We start from the raw sequence: 20313 nt of genomic DNA on the forward strand, positions 1-20313 counted from the left end.
AACGGACGCTAACCGGAGCCGTGTACGGGTTGCGACGGATTGCCTCGTCGCCCAGAAGCGGTATTGGGTGGCGGTATTCATCTCATCCGTCGCCGTCCCGTTCGGCGGACATGGAGAAGCTTTCGATGTCGGCTACGTCGCCCGGCCCCGTGCGGGATCTGATCGAGCGCGGCTATCACGTGCTTCCCGGCGGCCTGGACGCCGATGCGGCGGGCCGACTGCTCGCCCGCATCCGTGATCTGCGCAGCTTCGGTGAAGAGCTGTTCCTCAGCGAAGAGGAATTCGACGCCAACCCGCAGTATGTCGGCGTCAATCCGGCCCCCGGCCGCAACCTGCTGGAGCGCTTCGACGAGGAGCTGGCCTTCGTCGAGAAGGACGCCGGCCTGACCGGCGCCGTGGCCGGCCTGCTGGGCGACGACTACGAGATCCTGCTCAAGAAGCTGATCTGCGGCGTGCCGGCCTCGGCCGTGCCCCAGTGGCTGAAGACACGGATCCACGGCAACCCGGTCAACAACCTGGGCCCCTACGTGAAGCCGCAGTACCGGGACGTGACCTATTTCTACGGCATCGACTTCCACCAGGACCTGATCGACTACAAGGACCGGGAAGCCGACTTCATCACCCTCTATGTCTACCTGCACGACGTGGGCGAGCGCGATGCGCCGCTGTTCCTGCTGGAGAACAGCCAGACCCTGGGCGGCACGCTGTTTCCGCACGACCTGACCAAGGACGAGACCGGCTGGACCTACAGCGACCGCAAGGGCGGGCAGGTGCACTGCCCGCAGCACCTGCTGGTCGGCCCGGCCGGCTATGCCGCCATGTGGCACGCCTGCACCCTGCACGGCACCCAGCCCGACGCCGCCGATCACGAGCGCCTGTCGCTGCGCTACCTGATCGCCCGCAAGGCCTCGCGCAAGGACACCGGCATCGACGCGGTCAACGCCACGCTGAAGGGCCCGCTGAGCCTGACGGCGACGCGCAACGATCTCGACGAGGCCGGCGCGGCCAAGGTGAAGTCCAACAGCGTCAACGAGGCGTAGGGGCGTCTCCAACTCCGGAGCCTCCCCTCAGCGAAGGGTCGCGCAGCGGACCGCAGACCCGGGACCCAGGGGCGGCCGTACGGCGATGGCCAACGCTTACGAGGCTGAGTTTGACCGACACGCCCAGTCCACTGGGTCCCGGCTCTCCGCTTCGCTACGGCCGGGATGACGAGGAGTTCGGGGCTGAGTTCGTCGAAGGACGAGGATCACGCACGGCGCCGGCCATTCGCGTCACCACCACCCCGAACAGCGCCGCCAGGGGGAAGGCGGCCACGCCGTAGACGGCGGCCGGGAGGCTGACCTCGGGGCGTTGCAGCACCGACTGGGCGATGACGATGGCCAGGGCGGCGTTGTGCAGGCCGACCTCGAAGGCGCTGGCGATGGCCTGGGCGCGGGGCACGCGCAGCAGGCGCGGCACGACGAAGCCGAGGGTCAGGCTGGCCAGGCAGAAGACGACGGTGACGCCGGCCAGGGCCAGGATTTCGTCGCGCAGTTCGGCCAGGTTCGAGGCCACGGCGCCGATCACCAGCATGGCCAGGAACAGGCTGGAGGCGATGCGCACCGGCTTGTCCATGGCGCGGGCGAAGCGCGGCTTGAGATGTCTGGTCAGCATGCCCAGCGCCACGGGGACCAGCACCACCAGGAACACCTCGACCGTCTTGTCCAGCCGCAGGCCGACCCGGGCGTCGCCGGGCTCGAACCCGGCTATGGCCAGGTTGACGACCAGCGGCAGGGTGACGACGGCCAGCACCGAGTTGATCGCCGTCAGGCTGACGTTCAGCGCCACGTCGCCGCGGAAGAGGTGGCTGTAGAGATTGGCCGCCGTGCCGCCGGGCGAGGCCGCCAGCAGCATCAGCCCGACCGCCATGGCCGGCGGCAGGTCGAACAGCAGCGCCAGGGCGAAAGCGACGAGCGGCAGGATCAGCACCTGGCAGGCCAGGGCGACCACGGCCGCGCGCGGCTGGCGGGCCACGCGGGTGAAGTCGGCCGGGGTCAGGTCGAGCCCCAGCCCGAACATGATGATCCCCAGCGCCGCCGGCAGGCCGGTGGTGATCAGGGGCGAGGCCAGGCCCTCCAAGGCTCAGACCCCGCCGGCCAGGGCCAGGCCCGCCGCCCGTCCCGAGAAGATGCAGCCGCCCAGGAAGGTGCCCTCCAGGGCGTTGTAGCCGTGCAGGCCGCCGCCGCCGAAACCCGCCGCCTCGCCGGCCGCATAGAGTCCCTCCAGCACCTGGCCGTCGGGGGTCAGCACGCGGCTGGAAAGGTCGGTCTGCAGCCCGCCCAGCGACTTGCGGGTCAGGACGTGCAGCTTGACCCCGATCAGCGGTCCGGCGGCCGGGTCGAGGATCCGGTGCGGCGCGGCCGTGCGGGCCAAACGGTCGCCCAGCGACCGGCGGCTGTTGTGGATGCCCATGACCTGCAGGTCCTTGGCGAATGGGTTGGCGATCTGGGCGTCGCGATCCTCGATCTGGCGGCGGACCAGGGCGGCGTCGAGCAGGGGCGTCTTCGTCAGCCCGTTCATCTTGGCCACCAGATCCTCCAGCCGCTCGGCGACCACGAAGTCGGCGCCGTTGCGCTTGAAGGCGTCGACCTCGGGCGGCGCGCCCTTGCCCAGGCGGGACTTCAGGAGAGCCAGGCGCCGGCGGTTGGTGATGTCGCCGTTCTGCTCGGAACCGGAGAGGGCGAACTCCTTCTCGAGGATCTTCTGGGTGACGATGAACCAGCTGTGGTCGTGCTGCGCCAGGTCCGGCGTCGTGCGCAGGTGGCGCAGGGTGGCGACGGTGTCGTAGCCGGGCAGGGCGGGGAAGGGCAGGCGCCGGCCCAGGGCGTCGAACCACATCGACGAAGGGCCGGGCAGGATACGGATGGCGTGGCTGGGCCAGATCGGCGCCCAGTTCCGCACGCCTTCCACGTAGTGCCACATGCGGTCGCGGTTCACGAGGCGGGCCCCGGCGTCGCCGGCGATGTCGAGCATGCGGCCGTCCACATAGGCCGGCACGCCGGTGATCATGCTGGCGGGCGCGGTTCCCAGGCGCTCGGGCCAGTAGCGGCGGACGAGATCATGGTTGCCGCCGATGCCGCCGGTGGCTAGGACGACGGCGTGGGCCTTCAGCGTGAAGTCGCCCACGACCTCGCGATTGGACGGCGCGCCGCGCGGGGCGTCGTCGGGCGCAAGCACCGCGCCGGAGACGCCCGTGACCCGGCCGCCCTCGACCAGCAGGTGGTCGACCCGGTGGCGGTGATGGAAGCTCAACTTGCCGTCGGACGCCGCCTGGCGGGCGCTGTCGGCGAAGGGCTCGGAGACGCCCGTGCCGGTGCCCCAGGCGACGTGGAAGCGGGGCACGGAGTTGCCGTGGCCCCTGGCCTGGCCGGCGCCGCGCTCGGCCCAGCCGACCATCGGCGTCAGCGAGATTCCGTGGCGGCGCAGCCAGTGGCGCTTCTCGCCGGCGGCGAACTCGACATAGGCCCGGCCCCAGCGAACCGACCATTCGTCCTGCGGCAGGGGTCCGTCCAGCCGGTCCCAGCCGGCGCTGCCGGTCCAGTCGCGCCAGGCCAGGTCGAGGCTGTCGCGGATGCCCATGCGCCGCTGCTCGGGCGAGTTCACGAGGAACAGCCCGCCGAACGACCAGAAGGCCTGGCCGCCCAGGTTGGCGGGGTTCTCCTGGTCGAGCAGGGCGACCCGCTTGCCGGCCCGGACCAGCTCGTCGGCAGCCACCAGTCCGGCCAGCCCGCCCCCCACGACGATGACGTCCGCGTCCATGTTTTCGCCCCTCCGTTTCGGCGCCGAACCTTGGATATTTTTACAGTGATGTAAATATTAATTCGAGGTCAGGAAGCGACCCGATCATCCGACCGCGGAAGGTCGGCGAACGCGGCTTTCGACGCGCGAGGCCTTGCCCGAAAAGGCGTGTCGCCAGGCTGCCGTAGCGTAACTGAACATCGATGTAAGTAATGTATTGACATGCTAGTGAATAGGTAGATCGTACAACCCAGCCGTGGGGCGGAGCCGCCATGCCGCGCGGAGATTGATGAGGGGCGGGGGAAACGTTCACCGGGCCAGACGCAGAGCTGGCCGGGGCAGGGGAGGATAGGGCATGGCTGCAAAAGCCTGCGTACGCGCGCGTCTGGCCGTCACCGCATCCGCCATGGCGCTCGCCGTGGCGGCGGGACCGGCCTTGGCGCAGGAAGCGACCCAAGTCGAAGACATCGTCGTCACCGCGCAGAAGCGCGAAGAGTCCATCCAGCAGGTGCCGATCGCCGTAACGGCCCTGTCTTCGGAAGCGCTCAACGAACGCAAGATCGAAGGCGGCTCCGAGCTGATGCGCGCCGTGCCGAACGTCTCCTTCTCGAAGGCGAACTTCAGCATGTACAACTTCTCGATCCGCGGGGTCGGGACCAAGGCGATCTCGGCCAGCAGCGATCCCGCCGTGGCCGTCAGCTTCAACTCCGCGCCGCTGATCCGCAACCGGCTGTTCGAGCAGGAATACCTGGACGTCGCGCGCGTCGAGGTGCTGCGCGGGCCGCAGGGCACCCTCTACGGCCGCAACGCCACGGGCGGCGTGGTCAACATGATCCCGAACCTGCCGGGCCGGGAATTCGAGGGCTTCATCAAGGGCGAAGCAGGCAACTACGACAGCCGGCGGATGCAGGCCGTGCTCAACGTGCCGATCGGCGAGACCTTCGCCCTGCGCCTGGCCGGCTCGTCCACCAAGCGCGACGGCTTCGACTACAACAGCTTCAACGACACCAAGGTGAACGACCGCGACCTGTGGTCCACCCGCCTGTCGGCGGCCTGGGAGCCGACCAGCCGCCTGCGCACCAACGCGATCTGGGAGCACTTCGAGGAAGACGACAACCGCTCGCGGACGGGCAAGCAGCTCTGCACCACCGATCCGGGCCCGACCAAGGTCGGGGCCGTGACGATCACCTCGGCGCTGATCCGCAACCGCCTGAGCCAGGGCTGCCTGCCGGGCTCGCTGTACGAGGACTCGGCCTACGGCGTGCCCAACGGCGGCGCCTTCGCCCACATCTTCCTGGCCTCGGTGTCGCTGGGCCAGAACGGGGCCGGCCAGACCGTATTCGCCGTGCCGCTGGGCACCGATCCCTATGCCGGCCTGACCCAGTCGCGCGACCTGCGCGAGATCGCCACCAGCTACGACCCGGTCTTCCGGGTGAAGAACGACGTCTTCCAGTTCAATGTCGAGTTCGACCTGACCGACAAGCTGAAGCTGATCTCGCAGACCTCCTACGCCAAGGACGACTACTACTCGACCCAGGACTACAACCGCTTCGTCTCGAACCCGATCTTCAGCAGCACGGACGGGCTGTTCGACGTGCTGGGCCAGCCGATCGTCGGCAAGTCGGCGCTGCCGGGCGGCTACTACACCGATCCGCAGCTGGGCACGTCGAACCGGATGATCTCGGCCGACCTCAGCCGCTCCGACAATCGCCAGTGGACCCAGGAACTGCGGCTGCAGTCGGCCTTCGACGGGCCGTTCAACTTCAGCCTCGGGGCCAACTACATCGACTTCAAGTCGGCCGACGACTACTTCGTGTTCAACAACGTGTTCACGTTCCTGGCCGAGTACTACTACAACGTCGACGTCACCCTGCCGAGCAACCAGGGTCGCCAGACTTCGCTGTGCACGCCGACGACGGCCAAGGAATGCGTCTATGTCGACTATTCGTCGCTGGATAACCTGGCGGGCGACGGCCACAACTACTTCCGCAGCAAGAACGCCATCCACACCCGTTCGTGGGGCGTGTTCGGCGAGGCCTATTACGACCTCTCGCCCACGTGGCGGCTGACCGCGGGCCTGCGCTACACCGACGACCGCAAGGTCAGCACGCCCTATCCGAGCCAGCTGCTGCTGGGCGCCGACCGCGGCACGCCGGGCACCTCGTCGGGCGGCTATGTCAGCCGCGGCTATCCGGCCCTGCCGGACATCGACCAGCAGTGGGACGCTCTGACCGGCCGCCTGGTCGTCGACTGGAAGCCGGAGTTCAGCTTCACCGACGCCACCCTGATCTACGCGTCCTATTCGCGCGGCTACAAGGGCGGCGGCGCCAACCCGCCGCGGGTCGACATCAACCCGACGGTGATCCAGTACCAGCCGCTGGCCGAGACCTTCGATCCCGAATACGTCAACGCCTTCGAGATCGGGACCAAGAACACCCTGGCCGGCGGCATGATCCGCCTCAACGCCACCGCCTTCTACTACGACTACAAAGACTACCAGGTGTCGCAGATCGTCGACCGGATCTCGCTGAACGAGAACTTCGACGCCCGCACCTGGGGCGTGGAACTGGAGACGGTGTTCCGGCCCACCCGCGACTTCCGCCTGGACGCCAACCTCGGCTACCTGAACACGCGGATCGCCGACGGCGAGGGCTCCATCGACGTCATGAACCGCACCCAGGGCAACGCCGACTGGATGGTGCTGCGGCCCTGGCTGCAGGTGCCGTCCAACTGCGTGGCCCCGACCAAGTACGTCGAGACCGTGCTGTCGCGGCCGTTCCCGGTGGAACTGCAGACCCTGGCGCTGCAGGCCCTCTGCGGCGGCTCGCTACGGACGGGGACGTTCAATCCGAACTTCACCTCGTCGCTGCCGTTCTGGAGGCTGTTCGGCTTCACCTACGACCCGTTGACCGAGGCTCCCAACGGCGGCCGCGGCTTCGAGGCCGATCTCAGCGGCAACGAGTTGCCCAACGCCCCCAACTGGACCGCCAACATCGGCGCCCAGTACACGTTCCACAAGGACGACTGGGCCCTGACGCTGCGCGGCGACTACTACTACCAGGGCAGCAGCTACGCCCGCGTCTACAACACCGAATACGACCGGCTGAAGTCGTGGAACAACGTGAACGTCTCGGTGACGCTGGAGAAGCCCTCCGACGGGCTGGTCTTCCAGGCCTACGTCAAGAACCTGTTCGACAAGACCCCCATCACCGACAGCTTCACCAACAGCGACGACACCGGCCTGACGGCCAACGTCTTCACCCTCGATCCAAGGCTCATCGCGGTCAGCGTGTCCAAGCGCTTCTAGGCCCTCTCGGTGACTCGCCGCCCCGGCGTTCGGGGCGGCGATTTTTTAGCCCGACGCTCTTGGGAGAGAGCGCCGGGCGCTGGCGCGACTCTCTATATAAGCCATTGAAAATGCTGTATTATTTTGTTTGACTCCCTGCGCGTTTGAGGGTTGCATCACCCCGCCGCCCCAATGCGGGGTTGCAATAAAAAAACATCGGAGGAAGACGTCATGTTGAAGACCGCTTCTGTTCTCGCCGCCGCCGCCCTGGGCCTCGCCGGCCTGGCCGGCGCCAGCTCCGCCTCGGCCGCGACCATCGCCCCGGCCGGCGCCAGCTTCACGCTCGGCGGCACCCTGACCCTGAGCCAGACCACGACCGTCAACTGCGTCGTCACCCTGAGCGGCACCGTCGATCCGTCGGGCAACTTCGCCACCATCACCGGCGGCTCGTTCGCGCCGGGCAGCTGGCAGTGCGGCTGGCTGGTGGTGCCCTCGGGCTTCCCGTGGACCGTGACCCCGAACTCGACCACCCAGATCACCGTGTCGGGGATCGCGGCCAGCTCGATCGCGGGCAGCTGCTCGGGCACCATCGCCCTGGACTGGAGCAACGCTTCGCCGGGCAGCGCGACCTTCAAGGCCGCCCCGAACAACCAGATCGGCGGCAGCCCCAGCGTCTGTACGCTGGCCGGCACCCTGAAGGTCACCAGCAGCACGCCGCTGGTCATCTCCTAAGCCTCGGCTTGGGAAACTGGTTGGAAAGTCCCATCCACCCCTCGACTCGCCGGGAGCCTTCGGGTTCCCGGCGTTTCTTGTTCAAGAGAGCGGCGGCTCCGCTCCAGCGACAGGTCATGCGGGAGAAGACATCATGTCGAAGAGCGTTCGCCTGGCGGTCGCCGCCAGCCTTGCAGTCGCCAGTCTTGTAGTCACAGGCCTCGCATCACCCGCCGCGGCCGCGACGATCCTGCCCAACAATCCCACCACCACCGTTCCGATCAGCTTTTCGGGCAACCTGACCCTCAGCGGCGGGATGACGGTGACCTGCGCGGTCAGCCTGAACGGGGTGGTCAATCCGGGCGGAGCCAGCGCCAGCATCACCGGGGCGTCGTTCGCGCCGGGCGACTGGCAGTGCGGCTGGCTGGCCGTGCCGCAGGGCCTGACCTGGACCATCACGCCGATCTCCTCGACCGTCGTCACGCTGTCCTCGTTCGGGTTCGTGGACGGGATCCACGACTGCCTTGGCACGGTGGTCGTCCAGTGGTCCAACCCCGGCCGGCTGGTCTTCTCGTCGACCTACGTTCCAGCCAACGCCGGCTCCCCCGGACCTTGCTACGTCACCGGCACGCTCAGCAGCGCTCCGACGCTGTCGATCTACTGACCCTCTGGTCGTAGAGATCGACCATGTTCGATAGCGCCTCGAAGGCCGCCATCAACTGACGGCCAAGCGAACGCTTGACGCCGCGGCCCGTCCGACCGACCGTTGAAGCGAGGCGGCCCGGCGCGGCCGCCAGGGTCGGGGGAGGTCGCCGTGTCGTTCTTCAAGTGGGGCCTCGCCGCCTTGGCGATGCTGATGCTGTCGTCGGCGACCCTGGCTCTGGCTCAAGCGCCAGGCCCCGACATCTTCGGCGTCTGGCGCAATCCCAAGGACAGCGTCCATGTCGAGATCAAGCCGTGCGGCGGCGAGGTCTGCGGCTATGTGGTCTGGGCCAATGACGAGGCGCGGACGGACGCCCGCAAGGGGTCGGGCGGCGAACTGCTGGGCCGTCAGCTGCTCAGCGACTTCTCGCGCGGCGACAAGGGCGAGTGGCGCGGCAAGGTCTTCGCGCCGGACGTCAACATGACCTTCTCGGGCCGGGTGCTGGTGCTCGACGCCGGCAAGCTCAAGGCCCGCGGCTGCGTGCTCGGCAACTTCCTCTGCAAGACCCAGGTCTGGACGCGGGTGGCCTGAGGGTTTGGGCCCTTAGTTCAGTCGAATAAGTTGTCGTCATCCCGGCCGGAGCGCAGCGCAGAGCCGGGACCCAGGGGACTGGGCGCAGGCGGCGCGGCCGGCTCCCGGCGTTGGCGGATGCGATGCGGCGGCCCCTGGGTCCCGGGTCTGCGGCCCGCTTCGCGGCCCTTCGCCCGGGATGACGAGTTGAATATCGAGCAGACCCTAGACCTGCGGCCGCACGCCGGCGAGGAAGGCCCAGCGGACGGACAGGCCGGGCTGCAGGGTGCCGGCGTCGACGAAGGCGTGGCCGAAGCGGTCGTCGGCCTTGCGGTAGGCCAGTTCGATCATGCCGCCGCGCGTGCATAGCACCGAGGCCCGGGCCCGGTAGCCGCAGCGGAGCACGACCTCGACGGTGTCGCCGTCCGCCACGGGGAAGGGTGTCTTCTGGGGTTTCTTGCGAGCAAGCATGGCGGGTACTCGTGAAAGGGGCCGGGGACGGATCCCCGGCGTTTCATCCACGATGAACGGCGCGTGATTAATCGCACCTGAACAGCGGCTTAAGGCCGCGGCCTCATGCTCAAGCTTTGGAAAGATCAGGCTTCGTCGACCACCGTGTTCGACAGCAGGCCGACGCCCGTGATCTCGACCTCGACGACGTCGCCGGCCTTCATCCAGAGCGGCGGCTCGCGCTTGGCGCCGACGCCGCCCGGCGTGCCGGTCAGGATCAGGTCGCCCGGTGACAGCGGGGTGAAGCCCGACAGATAGGCGATGATGGTCGGCAGCGGGAAGATCAGGTCGGCCAGGCTGGCGTGCTGAACCTGCGCTCCGTTGAGGCGGGTGGTGACGGTGACGGCGTTGAGGTCGTCGATCTCGTCGGGCGTGACCAGCCAGGGGCCAAGGCCGCCGGTGCCAGGGAAGTTCTTACCCGGCGTGAACTGCTGGGTGTGCCACTGCCAGTCGCGCACCGAGGCGTCGTTGGCGCAGGCGAAACCGGCCACGTGGCTCATGGCGTCGGCCTCGCTGATGTGGCGGCCGCCCTTGCCGATGACGATGGCCAGCTCGCCCTCGTAGTCGAGGCTGGTCGAGCTTTTCGGTCGCACGATCGGGCCGCCGTGCGGGGTCAGGGTGTCGGCGAAGCGGGTGAAGATCGACGGGTGGCCGACCTTGGCCCGGCCGGTTTCCTGGCGGTGCGTCTCGTAGTTGTGTCCGACGCAGAAGATCTTGCCCGGGGTGGTGACGACCGGCAGCAGCTGGATCTCGGAGACCGGCACGTCGAAGGGCGCCTCGGCGGCCAGGGCCGGGATGGCGTCCAGGCGCAGGGCGGCGACGAGGTCGTGCTCGTCCGGACCGGCGATGGCCCCGAAGTCGGCGACGCGATCGCCCTGGATCGCGCCGTAGGAGGCGACGCCGGCACGCAGGAAGCTGATCAGTTTCATAAGCTTGGTCTCGATTCTTGAGGTGCGCTGCGGACTAGGCGGCGGGAAGGGGCGCGTGGCCGAAGGTGCGCTCGGCGGTGTTGAGGGCGGCGAAGTCCTTGCCCGACAGCCCCCACTGGTCGATGCGGCCCTCCGGCCAGGTCCAGTCCTCGGGCGCGCCGACCTTGTAGTCGTCGGGGATGATCTCGACGGCGGTCGAGAACTCCACGACCGCGCCGAACGGGGCGATGAAATAGGCGAAGACGTTGTCGCCCGGGCCATGGCGGCCGGGGCCCCAGGCCGGGACGGCGCCGGTGTCGCGCAGGCGGCCGACGCCGCGCATCACCGCGTCCAGGTCGGCCATCTCGAAGGCGATGTGGTTCAGCGAGGTGAAGCCGGCGCGGGCGAAGGCGGTGGAATGGTGCGAGGCGTTGCAGCGCACGAACACCATGCCCTTGGTGCGGTCGGAGACCTTGAAGCCGAGGGCCGCCTCGGCGAAGTCGGCCGTGGCCTCGGCGTTCGCGGCGTTCATCACCACATGGGTCAGCTTGACCGGCAGGTCGCGGCCCTCGATCGGTTCGGCCAGGGCCGCGCCGTGCAGGAAGCGGAACACCTCGCCCTCGGGCAGCTGGACCAGGATCCCCCGGCCGCCGCCGAGGTCCTCAGACACGGTCTCGACCACCGGCGCGCCGGCCGCGCGGGCCTTGGCGGCGATGGCTTCGACCTCGGCTTCCTCGCCGACGAAGGTGGTGCAGCGCACCGACGGGCCGGCCGTCTCGGTCATGGCCACGAGGTAGGGGAAGGCGCCCGAGCCGCGCAGGTAGCGGGTCTCGCCGGCGGTCCCGGCGTCGGCCAGGCCCCAGATCCCGGTCAGGAAGTCCACGGCCGCGGCGGTGTCGGGCAGGTTCAGTTCGATGCTGCGAAGGCGCATGGTGAGGAACTCTAAGCTTGCGGAGCGGGCGCGCCGCCGGGATCGGGGGTGAGGGCGGCGGCGATGACGCCGGCGATGGCGCAGGCCTCGTCGGCGTCGCCGGTGTCGCCGCTGATGCCCACCGCGCCGATGATCCGGCCGCCTTCGTCGCGGATCAGCACGCCGCCGGGCGAGGGGGCCATGGCCCCGCCGCTGATGGCGAACAGGGCCGAGTAGAACACCGGGGCGGCGTTGGCGCGCTTGGCCAGCTCGCGGCTGCCGTAGCCCATGCCCAGCGCGCCCGTGGCCTTGGCGACGGCGATCTGCGGCCGCATCAGGCTGGCGTCGTCCTCGCGCTTGAGGGCCACTAGGTGCGCGCCGGCGTCGAGCACGGCCACGGCTAGCGGCTGGTAGCCGTCGCGACGGGCTTGGGCGAGCGCCGCGTCTACGATGATGGAGGCGGCCTCCAGGGTCAGGCGGGACATGCGGTCTCCTCGGGCGCTTCGACCTTGAGCGAGAGGTCGGCGCATAGCTGGTCGATCAGGGCGGGCAGGGCGTCGGCCGTTTCGGCGATCCCGTAGACGTAGCGGTCGGGGCGCAGCAGCACGGCGGCCGCGCCCTTGGCGTCGAGCCAGGCGGTCAAGGCGCCGTCGGCGTCGTCGAGACCGGCGCCGATCACGTGGATCGAGCCGCCGATGCGGGCGAAGTCCGGCGATGCGGCGACCGGTTCGCTGGCGATGACCGCAAAGCCCTCGCCCAGAACCTCGTCGAGCAGCACGCCGCCGACACGGGGATGGATGAAGCGCTCACCGGAGCCGGGGCGGACGACGCCGGCCTGGTAGGCGGGGATCAGGTCGGCGGCTGTGGTCCCCGGCTTGGCGGCGGCCATGACCTCGCGCATGTGGGCGTCGCGTTCGGCGGCCTTGGCGGGGTCGAGCTGGCAGATGTAGCGGCCCGCGTTCACGGCGGCGCCGATGACGCCGCGCACGTGCGGGTCGCGCTCGGGCTGGTAGGTGTCGAGCAGGGCGTCCTCGGCCAGGCCGGAAATCACCAGCGGCAGCTTCCAGGCAAGGTTGGAGACGTCGCGCAGGCCGTGGCACATGCCCTGGCCGAAGAACGGCGGGGTCTGGTGGGCGGCGTCGCCGGCCAGGAACACCCGGCCCACACGCCAGCGCTCGGCCACCAGGCCGTGGAAGCGGTAGGTGGCCGCGCGCACCAGGCGGTAGGTCGAGCCCTCGACCCACGGGGCGATCAGGGCCTCGACCTGTTCGGAGGCCATCATCGCCTGGTCGTCCTCGCCGGGCAGCAGCATGAACTCCCAGCGGCGGTGATTTCCGCGGCCCGGCACGATGGTGGCCGGACGGCGCGGGTCGCACAGCATCACCGACAGCTGCTGCAGGTCGGCGCCCGACGGCAGGCCGGGAATGTCGGGGAAGACGATCGGGCCGTCGACTTCGGCGTCGACGACCAGCCAGGGCTCCTCGAAGTCCAGGTCGTCGAGCTTGACGCCCAGGCTCTTGCGGACGGCGCTGCGGGCCCCGTCGCAGGCGATCACCCAGCGGGCGCGCAGGGTTTCGCCGCCGGCCAGGACGAGATCGGCGCCGTCGGCGTCCTGGGTCAGGCTCTCCAGCTTGGCGCCCAGGCGTAGGGTGACGGCCGGAAAGCGCGCCAGGGCGTCACGCAGCTGCGCCTCCAGCTCGGGCTGGTAGAAGAAGTAGTCGTTGGCCCAGCCGAAGCGCTTGGCCTGGCCGGCGGTGCCCATGTAGCGGATCACCCCGCCGTCGGCCCCGATGTGCAGGTGGCCCTGCGTCTCGCGCATCAGCGGATGCAGGCGATCGACGAGGCCCGCGCCCTGGAAGATGCGCATCATCTCGTGGTCGAGATGGACGGCGCGGGGCAGGGGATGCGGGTCGCGTTCCTGCTCCAAGACGAGAACGCTGAGGCCCGCCTGGCCCAGGAGGTTGGCGGCCAGGGCCCCGACGGGGCCGCAGCCGACGATGGCGACGTCGTAAATCATCACAGGTGCTTGTCGAGGAAACGGACGATGGCGGGAGCGACCCGGCCGGCGGCGGTGTGGGACGTGTCGACCTCTTCCTCGCTGAACCAGAAGTGGCCGGCGTCGGGCACGGGCAGGGTGCGCACGAAGAAGCGGGCCTGGCGCAGGGCGCGGGCGAAGGCCTCCGACTGGCTCGGAGCGATGTCGTGGTCGTTCTGCCCCCAGATCACCAGCGCCTTCAGGGCGTTGCGATCGTAGCGCACGTGGTGCAGCGGCGAGGCGGCGACATAGAGCTGCGGATCCTCGTAGGGATCAGCGCCCAGCATGCGGTGGGTCGGATCGGTCCCCGGCGCGGCGTTCTTGTCGAGGTCGGCCTGCCAGTGGGCGAAGAGGTCGTAGACGCCGTAGACCGCGACCAGGGTCTTGAACTGGACGGTCTCGCCATAGAGCCAGGGCTGGCCCTGGGCCAGGGCCGCCAGCGCCGTCAGGTGTGCGCCGGCCGAGGCGCCGAGCAGGCCGATACGGTCGGGGTCAACACCGAGGCCAGAGGCCTCGCGTTTCAGAAAGCGGGCGGCCTCGACCACGTCCTGGACGTTGCCTGGGAACGACTTGCCTTCGGTGGAGCGGCGATAGTCGATGGCGAAGACGGCGTAGCCCCGGGCGGCGAGATACTTTCCCCAACGCGCCAGCTGGGCCTTGTCGTTGCGCAGCCAGGCCCCGCCGGGAGCGGCGACCAGCACGGGGTGCGGGCCGGGCGCGTCGGGCAGATAGAGGTCGCCCTTCAGCTGCGCCGAACCGGCCGCGCCGAAGACGATATCGGACCGGACGCTCATCAGGCGGCTGCCCGGGCCAGAGGCTGGGCCGGCGCCTTGTGCATCTTGCCGTCCTTCATGATCATCAGGAGGCGGTCGCGGCGCTGCAGGATCGAGACGTCCTGCGTCGGGTCGCCGTCGACCAGCAGCAGGTCGGCCAGGTAGCCCGGCTCGACCAGGCCCAGCTCATCGGCGCGGCCCATCAGCTCGCCGCCCAGCTTGGTGGCGGCCACCAGGGCCTCGGTGGGGGTGTAGCCGAACAGGTCGACGAAATGTTGCAGGTCGCGGGCGTTGGCGCCGTTGGGATTGAACGGGAAGCCGTAGTCGCCGCCGGGCAGCACGCGCACGCCCCGGCGCTTCAGCTCGGGGATTAGCACCTTGCACTTTTCGACAACCGGAACAGCGGCTTCCTTCATCGAGGTCATGTCGATGTGGGGCGGCGGCTTGGCCTCCAGGGTGGCGACGATGACGCCGATGGCGGGCGCGACGAAGATCTCGTCCTTGTGCGCTTCCAGCAGGTCCAGCGCTTCCTCGTCGGCGTAGGTGCAGTGGTAGAGCACCCGCACGCCGGCCCGCAGGGCCATCTTGATCGCCTCGCCGGCCTGGGTGTGGGCCGACAGCCAGATATCGCTCTCGCGGGCCTGCTCGCCGGCCGCCTGAACCTCTTCCTCGGTGTAGAGGATGTGCTGCGAGGAGCCAGGCAGCAGGGCGTCCTCGCCCGAGATGACCAGCTTGACCTGGTCGATGCCGATGGCCTTGCAGTGCTTGACGAAGGCCTTCATCGCCTCGGGACCGCGGCCGTGCTCGACAGCGCCGGTGTCCTGGCCCTCGGGGCTGCGCTCGATGGTCGAGGCGCGCAGGCGCGGACCCGGCGTCCAGCCGCCCTCGATCTCGTTGCGGACCACCACCTCGATGCGCTCGCCCAGGGCGCCGGCCGAATAGGCGCTGGTGAAGCCGCTTTCCAGCAGGACGCGGGCGTTGCGCATCGTCGCCAGCAGCTGCTCCTCGGGGGGCAGGATGAATTCGGGAATGAAGCGCTCGATCGACGAGGGCCACGACAGGTGGGCGTGGGCCTCGATCAGGCCCGGCATCAGGGTCGCGCCGGCGCCGTCGATGATCGTTGCGTCGGCCGCCTCGATGCGGCCCTCGGTCTGCGTCGCCGCCACGCGGGCGATACGGTTGTCCTCGATCAGGACCTCGCCGGCGAAGGGCGCGCGGCCCGTGCCGTCGAAGACCTGGATATTGGTGATGAGCGTACGCGCCACGTGGATTCCACCCTGACAGTCTTGTTGCGGGCGGCGGTCGATGATGCGCCGCGCCCCTTGCCGCCATTTACGGGGAGCGGACCGGCCGAAAAAAATTCAATCGGGGAATGTCTCGCATCACCGGCGATGATGGGGCCGCCGACGCGCGGGAAGCCTTCATGCGGCTTATGGTCGCCATTCAGCGATTGAATTGGCGGATCGTCAGTATCGCGAGGAAGCTCCTCCCATGCCGCCGTCAGAGCGGTCTTGGGAGGAAACAGGACATGACCATCGACATGGTCTCGCGCCGCCAGCGCCGCGCGCACGGGCTGACCAGCAGCCTCTTCTGCTTCACCACGATCATCGCCGGCCTGACGGCCGCCGCGGTCGTGCTCAAGATCCTGATCGGCCTGGCGACCTAGAGCCGTTCACCGGCGCTTGTCTCCAAGACGCGCAGGGCCCTAAAGGCTCTGAGCGTGCTCGATCAGGAAGTCGCGCAGCCACAGCGTGCCCGCGTCGGTTTCCTTGTTCTTGTGCCACTGCAGGAACTCGGTGAACGTCGCGATCTCCACCGGCGGCGCCAGCACCTTCAACGGCAGGCGCTTGGCCAGGATGGCCGCGTTGCGGGCGTGGACGGTGGCGATCATGTTGGTGCCCACCACGATCTCGGCGACGCAGTTGAAGGTCGGCGCGTGGACGACGATGTTGCGCTCCACGCCCTGGGCGTCCAGCGACTCCTGCTCGATGTGCGGCGGGTTGTGCGGACCCAGCGTCACCGACACGTGCTCCAGCTCGAGGTACTTTTCCAGACTGAGGCTGGCGCCGACCAGCGGGTTGTCGCGCCAGGCGATGCAGGCGAAGCGGTCGCTGAACAGCGGGCTCTTCGGATGGCCCGGATCGCACTTGCGCTCGGGCGAGATCATGAAATCGATCTTGCCCTCGCCCAGCAGGGCCGCGCTCTGGTCGGACGTCAGCAGCACCACGATCTTCAGCCGCGGCGCGACGGTCACCAGCTTGCGGATGGCCCCGGTCATCAGAACGTTGAAGACATAGTCCGAGCAGACGAAGGTGAAGGTGCGGTCGGCGGCGGCGGGGTCGAACTCCGAGCGGGTGACGACGATGCGGCGCAGGCCGTCCAGGGCCTCGCTCACAGGACCGGCCAGGCTTTCGGCGAAGGGCGTCGGCACCATCTTGCGGCCGACCTGGATCAGCAGGTCGTCCTCGAAGTGCATGCGCAGGCGCGAAAGGGCGTTGCTGATCGCCGGCTGGGTGAGGCGCAGGGCCTGGGCCGTCTGGCTGACGCTGCGTTCCTGCAGCAGGGAATCCAGCACGACGAGCAGGTTCAGGTCGAGATTGTGAAAGCGCACGGCGGATCCTCCTGCGGGCGTCGGGCCTTCTGCGGACCCTGACATTTCATCGGCCTTAGACCGAGCGGCGCCATTGGGGCAAGCGCGATATTGGTTTCATTATGTGAAACGCAGTCCCGGATAATCTTGAGTGATAGTTGCTGTTCAACGATTGAATTAGTCGGTGCGAGACCCCCTCGCTACCGTCCAGCTCAAGACCAAACGCCGGCGGCAAGCCGGGGTCCAGGGAAACGGAAACGAAGCCGGACGACGAAAGATCGCCGGCTCGCAGGGAAGGGGAACCCCCATGAACGCATTCAAGCTCAGCCTGCTGGCCGCCACCGGCCTCAGCGTCGCCGTCGGCGGCGCGGCCCACGCTCAACAAGCCTCGCCCGCCAATGGCGCGACCACCGAGTCGCCGATCGCCATCGAGGAAGTGGTGGTCACCGCCACCCGCCGCTCCGAGCGCCTGCAGGACGTGCCACTGGCCGTCTCGGCCGTCAGCGGCGACCAGCTGGCCGCCACCGGCGCCAAGGCCGTGACCGACCTGCAGTACTCGGTCGCCGGCGTGCAGTTCGGCACCACCCCCAACGACTCCGGCTTCCGTCTCCGCGGCGTCGGCTCGGCCGGCGGCTTCACCTCCAGCTCGGAATCGCCGGTCGGCCTGGTGGTCGACGGCGTCGTGGTGCCGTTCGGCTCGCCGGTCGACAGCCTGGGCGACCTGGAGCGCGTCGAAGTGCTGAAGGGTCCGCAAGGCACCCAGTTCGGCAAGAACGCCTCGAGCGGCGTCATCTCGATCACCACCCGCAAGCCGAGCCTGACCGCGGCCACCGGCGACTTCTTCGCCTCCTACGGCTCCCTGAACGAACGCGACATCCACGGCGGCGTCACCGCGCCGCTGTCGGACACCCTGGCCGTCGGCATCTTCCTCTACGACAAGGCCTATGACGGCTATGTCCGCAACGTGGTGCGCAACGAGGACTGGGGCGGCATCCACAACAACGGCGCCCGCGGCAAGCTCTACTGGAAGCCCAGCGACACCTTCAGCGCCTATCTGATCGGCGACTATTCGCGTCAGCGCCAGAAGGGCCCCGGCCAGCTGTGGACCCTCAACAAGGCTCCGACCATCGACGCCAACTTCCTGGCTCCCTTCACCAGCCTGTCGGCGCTGGGCGTCACCCCCGGGGCTTCCAACGACAAGTCCATCGAGGACGGCGGCGGCAGCCTGGCCACGACCAACTACGGCGCCTCGCTGGAGCTGAACTGGGAACTGGGCGACTACACCCTGACCTCGCTGAGCGCCTATCGCGGCTACAAGGACGATCCGTACAACTACTCGATCGACGCCTCGCCGCAGGCCAAGTTCACCGCCCAGGCGCGCGGGCAGGTCAAGACCCAGGCCTCGCAGGAATTCCGCCTGACCTCGCCCAGCGGCGACCGGCTGTCCTATGTGGCCGGCCTGTTCGTCTCGCGGCTGGAGACCGAGAACACCGGCGAAAGCGCCCAGCTGCGCCCGGCCACGCCCTACAGCACCGCCCCGGTGGTCTCGATCACCGCCGGCCTGAACCACGGCAAGACCAAGACCGACAGCGCCGCGGTGTTCATCGACGGCCGCTACAAGCTGACCGACAGCCTCAGCCTGCTGGGCGGCGCGCGCATGACCAAGGACAAGGTCGAGGCCTCCAACTGGTCGGAGCTTGATCCGTCGCTGCCGGCCTTCCTGACGGCCGGCGGAACCACCGTGCCCTATACGCCGCGCGCCCTGCAGACAGGCTCGACCTCGAAGTCCAGCCCCTCGGGTCGCATCGGCCTGGACTGGAAGCCTTCGGACAACGTGCTGATCTTCGGCACCGTGGCCCGCGGCTATCTCGGCCCGACGGTGACCTTCTCGGCGCTCAGCGGCACCAAGACCAACGTCGCGCCGCAGACGGTCGACGACATCACCATCGGCGCCAAGACGACCCTGCTGGACCGTCGCCTGACCCTGAACGGCAACATCTTCTACGACAAGTACACCGACCTGCAGACGGCGGTGCTGCGCAACAACGAGTTCGTCACCGAGAACGCCGGCGGCCTGGAGGCCAAGGGCTTCGAGATCGAGGCCAATCTGCGGGTCAATTCCTCGCTGAAGCTGAACGCCTCGACCACCTATTCCGACGCCAAGTACACCGACTACGTCACCAGCTGCCCGAACAACCTGATCCTGGCCGGCTATGTCGGCTGCACCCTGACCAACGGCACCTACGTCTATCAGGCCAAGGGCCAGACCCTGGCCGGCGCGCCGAAGGTCACCGTCGTGCTCGGCGCCAACTACGAACACGCGATCACCGACGCCCTGACGTTCGACGCCTCGGCCAACTACTCCTACCGCACCAAGACCCAGAACAGCGTCGGCGATCCCAACACCATCCAGAAGGGCTACGGCGTGCTCAACGTCTCGGCCGGGATCGGTCCGGAAGACCGCCAGTGGCGCGTGGGCGTCTTCGCCCGCAACCTGCTCAAGCAGGACTTCAACGCGGCGATCATCACCCTGCCGTTCCAGAGCGGCTATGACGGCTACATCAACTGGCGCACCCGCGAGGCCGAGCGCACCGTCGGCGTGACCCTCGAAGGCCACTTCTGATGCGGGGCAGACTCTTCCTTCTGGTGGGCGCGGCTCTCGCCGCGTTCGCCGGGAGCGCCTTGGCCCAGGGCATCCCGCAGCGCGTCGAGGTCCGCACGATCCCGGCGCCGCCCCAGCCCGGCGCGATCCCCCTCTGGCCCGGCGTCGCGCCGGGTTCGGAGGGCGCGACCCAGGTCGAGCACTGGAACTACCTGATCGACGGGGTGGCCGTACGCAACGTCACCAAGCCGACCCTGACGCCGTATCTGCCGGCCAAGGGCAAGGCCACCGGCGCGGCGGTGATCGTCGCCCCCGGCGGCGCCTACATGCTGCTGTCGATGGAGTGGGAGGGCGAGAAGGTCGCCCAGTGGCTGGCCGATCACGGGATCGCCGCCTTCGTGCTGAAGTACCGCCTCGACCCGACTCCCGCCGACGACCAGGAAACGCTGAAGGTGCTGGGCGCGCGCTTCGGTGCCGCGGCCAAGGCCGGGGCCGACAAGGCCCCGCCGATCAGCCAGCCCCTGGCGCTGGACGACGCCCAGCAGGCCCTGCGCCTGGTGCGCTCGCGCGCCGGCGAGTGGGGCGTGGATCCCAAGCGGGTGGGGCTGATGGGCTTCTCGGCCGGGGCCATGACCACCCTGGGCGCGACGTTGCGCAATGCGCCCGACGCCCGTCCGGACTTCGTCGCCCCGATCTACGGCCCGATGAACACGGTGAGCCCGCCGGCCGATCCGCCGCCGATGTTCACCGCCATCGCCAATGACGACCCGCTGTTCGGCAACACCGACTACGGCCTGGTCCAGGGCTGGAAGAAGGCCGGCGGCAAGGTCGAGATGCACGTCTACGAGAAAGGCGACCACGGTTTTGGCCTGCACAAGCGGGGCACGACCAGCGATCTCTGGATCGACCAGTTCTACGCCTGGATGGCCGCCCGCGGCCTGCTGAAGCCCGCCGCCTGACGTCCTTTCTTTTCCGAATTTTCCAGTTCGAGTTCCGGA

Annotated in this window: 18 protein-coding genes and 1 pseudogene; 9 read left to right on the forward strand and 10 right to left on the reverse strand. The window is 68.8% G+C overall.

Annotated elements, in window-relative coordinates; all coding sequences use genetic code 11:
• Positions 1–125: 125 nt before the first annotated feature.
• Complete coding sequence (locus AC07N1_RS12225) at positions 126–1040, forward strand: phytanoyl-CoA dioxygenase family protein (RefSeq protein ID WP_494672068.1); 915 nt, start codon at positions 126–128, stop codon at positions 1038–1040.
• A gap of 154 nt (positions 1041–1194) precedes the next feature.
• Here the strand turns inward: AC07N1_RS12225 and AC07N1_RS12230 are convergent, their stop codons facing one another.
• Entirely contained in the window at positions 1195–2118 is a 924-nt protein-coding gene (locus tag AC07N1_RS12230) for a bile acid:sodium symporter family protein (protein WP_494672069.1), read from the reverse strand.
• 3 nt (positions 2119–2121) lie between these two features.
• Positions 2122–3798 carry an FAD-binding dehydrogenase gene (locus tag AC07N1_RS12235; RefSeq protein WP_494672070.1) on the reverse strand — a complete coding sequence of 559 codons (1677 nt, stop codon included), beginning with the start codon at positions 3796–3798 and terminating at the stop codon, positions 2122–2124.
• Between the two features lie 334 nt (positions 3799–4132).
• On the opposite strand from AC07N1_RS12235, the gene AC07N1_RS12240 reads away from it, so the two are divergent.
• The 5 genes and pseudogenes from AC07N1_RS12240 (at position 4133) to AC07N1_RS12260 (ending at position 9190) form a co-directional block, all read left to right on the forward strand.
• The gene (locus AC07N1_RS12240; protein ID WP_494672071.1) at positions 4133–7084 is read left to right on the forward strand and encodes a TonB-dependent receptor; all 2952 of its coding nucleotides are present in this window, start codon (positions 4133–4135) and stop codon (positions 7082–7084) included.
• A gap of 210 nt (positions 7085–7294) precedes the next feature.
• A complete protein-coding gene (locus AC07N1_RS12245; protein WP_494672072.1) occupies positions 7295–7795 on the forward strand; it encodes a PraA/PraB family alkane oxidation protein activator in 501 nt (166 codons plus the stop codon).
• 133 nt (positions 7796–7928) lie between these two features.
• Positions 7929–8438 (forward strand): PraA/PraB family alkane oxidation protein activator, encoded by a 510-nt coding sequence (locus AC07N1_RS12250; protein WP_494672073.1) that lies wholly within the window; start codon positions 7929–7931, stop codon positions 8436–8438.
• A gap of 150 nt (positions 8439–8588) precedes the next feature.
• Positions 8589–9008: a DUF2147 domain-containing protein gene (locus AC07N1_RS12255; RefSeq protein WP_494672074.1), complete on the forward strand. Its 420-nt coding sequence runs from the start codon at positions 8589–8591 to the stop codon at positions 9006–9008.
• A gap of 25 nt (positions 9009–9033) precedes the next feature.
• Positions 9034–9190 (forward strand): annotated as a pseudogene (locus tag AC07N1_RS12260) (hypothetical protein).
• Between the two features lie 22 nt (positions 9191–9212).
• Here the strand turns inward: AC07N1_RS12260 and AC07N1_RS12265 are convergent.
• The 7 genes from AC07N1_RS12265 to AC07N1_RS12295 form a co-directional block, all read right to left on the reverse strand.
• On the reverse strand, positions 9213–9458 hold the full coding sequence (locus AC07N1_RS12265) for a hypothetical protein (protein WP_494672075.1): 246 nt from the start codon (positions 9456–9458) through the stop codon (positions 9213–9215).
• Between the two features lie 125 nt (positions 9459–9583).
• Complete coding sequence (locus tag AC07N1_RS12270; RefSeq protein ID WP_494672076.1) at positions 9584–10426, reverse strand: fumarylacetoacetate hydrolase family protein; 843 nt, start codon at positions 10424–10426, stop codon at positions 9584–9586.
• A 34-nt stretch (positions 10427–10460) separates the two neighbouring features.
• Complete coding sequence (locus tag AC07N1_RS12275) at positions 10461–11336, reverse strand: VOC family protein (RefSeq protein ID WP_494672077.1); 876 nt, start codon at positions 11334–11336, stop codon at positions 10461–10463.
• Positions 11337–11347: 11 nt separating this feature from the next.
• Entirely contained in the window at positions 11348–11800 is a 453-nt protein-coding gene (locus AC07N1_RS12280; protein ID WP_198575576.1) for a GlcG/HbpS family heme-binding protein, read from the reverse strand.
• Positions 11788–13332 (reverse strand): bifunctional 3-(3-hydroxy-phenyl)propionate/3-hydroxycinnamic acid hydroxylase MhpA, encoded by a 1545-nt coding sequence (gene mhpA / locus AC07N1_RS12285; RefSeq protein ID WP_494672078.1) that lies wholly within the window; start codon positions 13330–13332, stop codon positions 11788–11790. Before mhpA ends, AC07N1_RS12280 begins: the two co-directional genes overlap by 13 nt.
• The gene (locus AC07N1_RS12290; protein WP_494672079.1) at positions 13332–14144 is read right to left on the reverse strand and encodes an alpha/beta hydrolase family protein; all 813 of its coding nucleotides are present in this window, start codon (positions 14142–14144) and stop codon (positions 13332–13334) included. Before AC07N1_RS12290 ends, mhpA begins: the two co-directional genes overlap by 1 nt.
• Positions 14144–15388: an amidohydrolase family protein gene (locus AC07N1_RS12295; RefSeq protein ID WP_494672080.1), complete on the reverse strand. Its 1245-nt coding sequence runs from the start codon at positions 15386–15388 to the stop codon at positions 14144–14146. The genes AC07N1_RS12290 and AC07N1_RS12295 overlap by 1 nt, the downstream gene beginning before the upstream one ends.
• Positions 15389–15651: 263 nt before the next feature.
• On the opposite strand from AC07N1_RS12295, the gene AC07N1_RS12300 reads away from it, so the two are divergent.
• Positions 15652–15789 (forward strand): hypothetical protein, encoded by a 138-nt coding sequence (locus AC07N1_RS12300; protein WP_158285872.1) that lies wholly within the window; start codon positions 15652–15654, stop codon positions 15787–15789.
• A 39-nt stretch (positions 15790–15828) separates the two neighbouring features.
• Here AC07N1_RS12300 and AC07N1_RS12305 read toward each other — a convergent pair whose 3' ends face one another.
• Positions 15829–16734, reverse strand: a complete 906-nt coding sequence (locus AC07N1_RS12305; protein WP_494672081.1) for a LysR family transcriptional regulator — start codon at positions 16732–16734, stop codon at positions 15829–15831.
• Positions 16735–17020: 286 nt separating this feature from the next.
• Here AC07N1_RS12305 and AC07N1_RS12310 point away from each other — a divergent pair, with 286 nt between their 5' ends.
• Positions 17021–19336: a TonB-dependent receptor gene (locus AC07N1_RS12310; RefSeq protein WP_494672082.1), complete on the forward strand. Its 2316-nt coding sequence runs from the start codon at positions 17021–17023 to the stop codon at positions 19334–19336.
• On the forward strand, positions 19336–20274 hold the full coding sequence (locus AC07N1_RS12315) for an alpha/beta hydrolase (protein WP_494672083.1): 939 nt from the start codon (positions 19336–19338) through the stop codon (positions 20272–20274). Before AC07N1_RS12310 ends, AC07N1_RS12315 begins: the two co-directional genes overlap by 1 nt.
• Positions 20275–20313 lie beyond the last annotated feature (39 nt).

Source organism: Caulobacter sp. GW821-FHT09B11, from assembly GCF_059418205.1.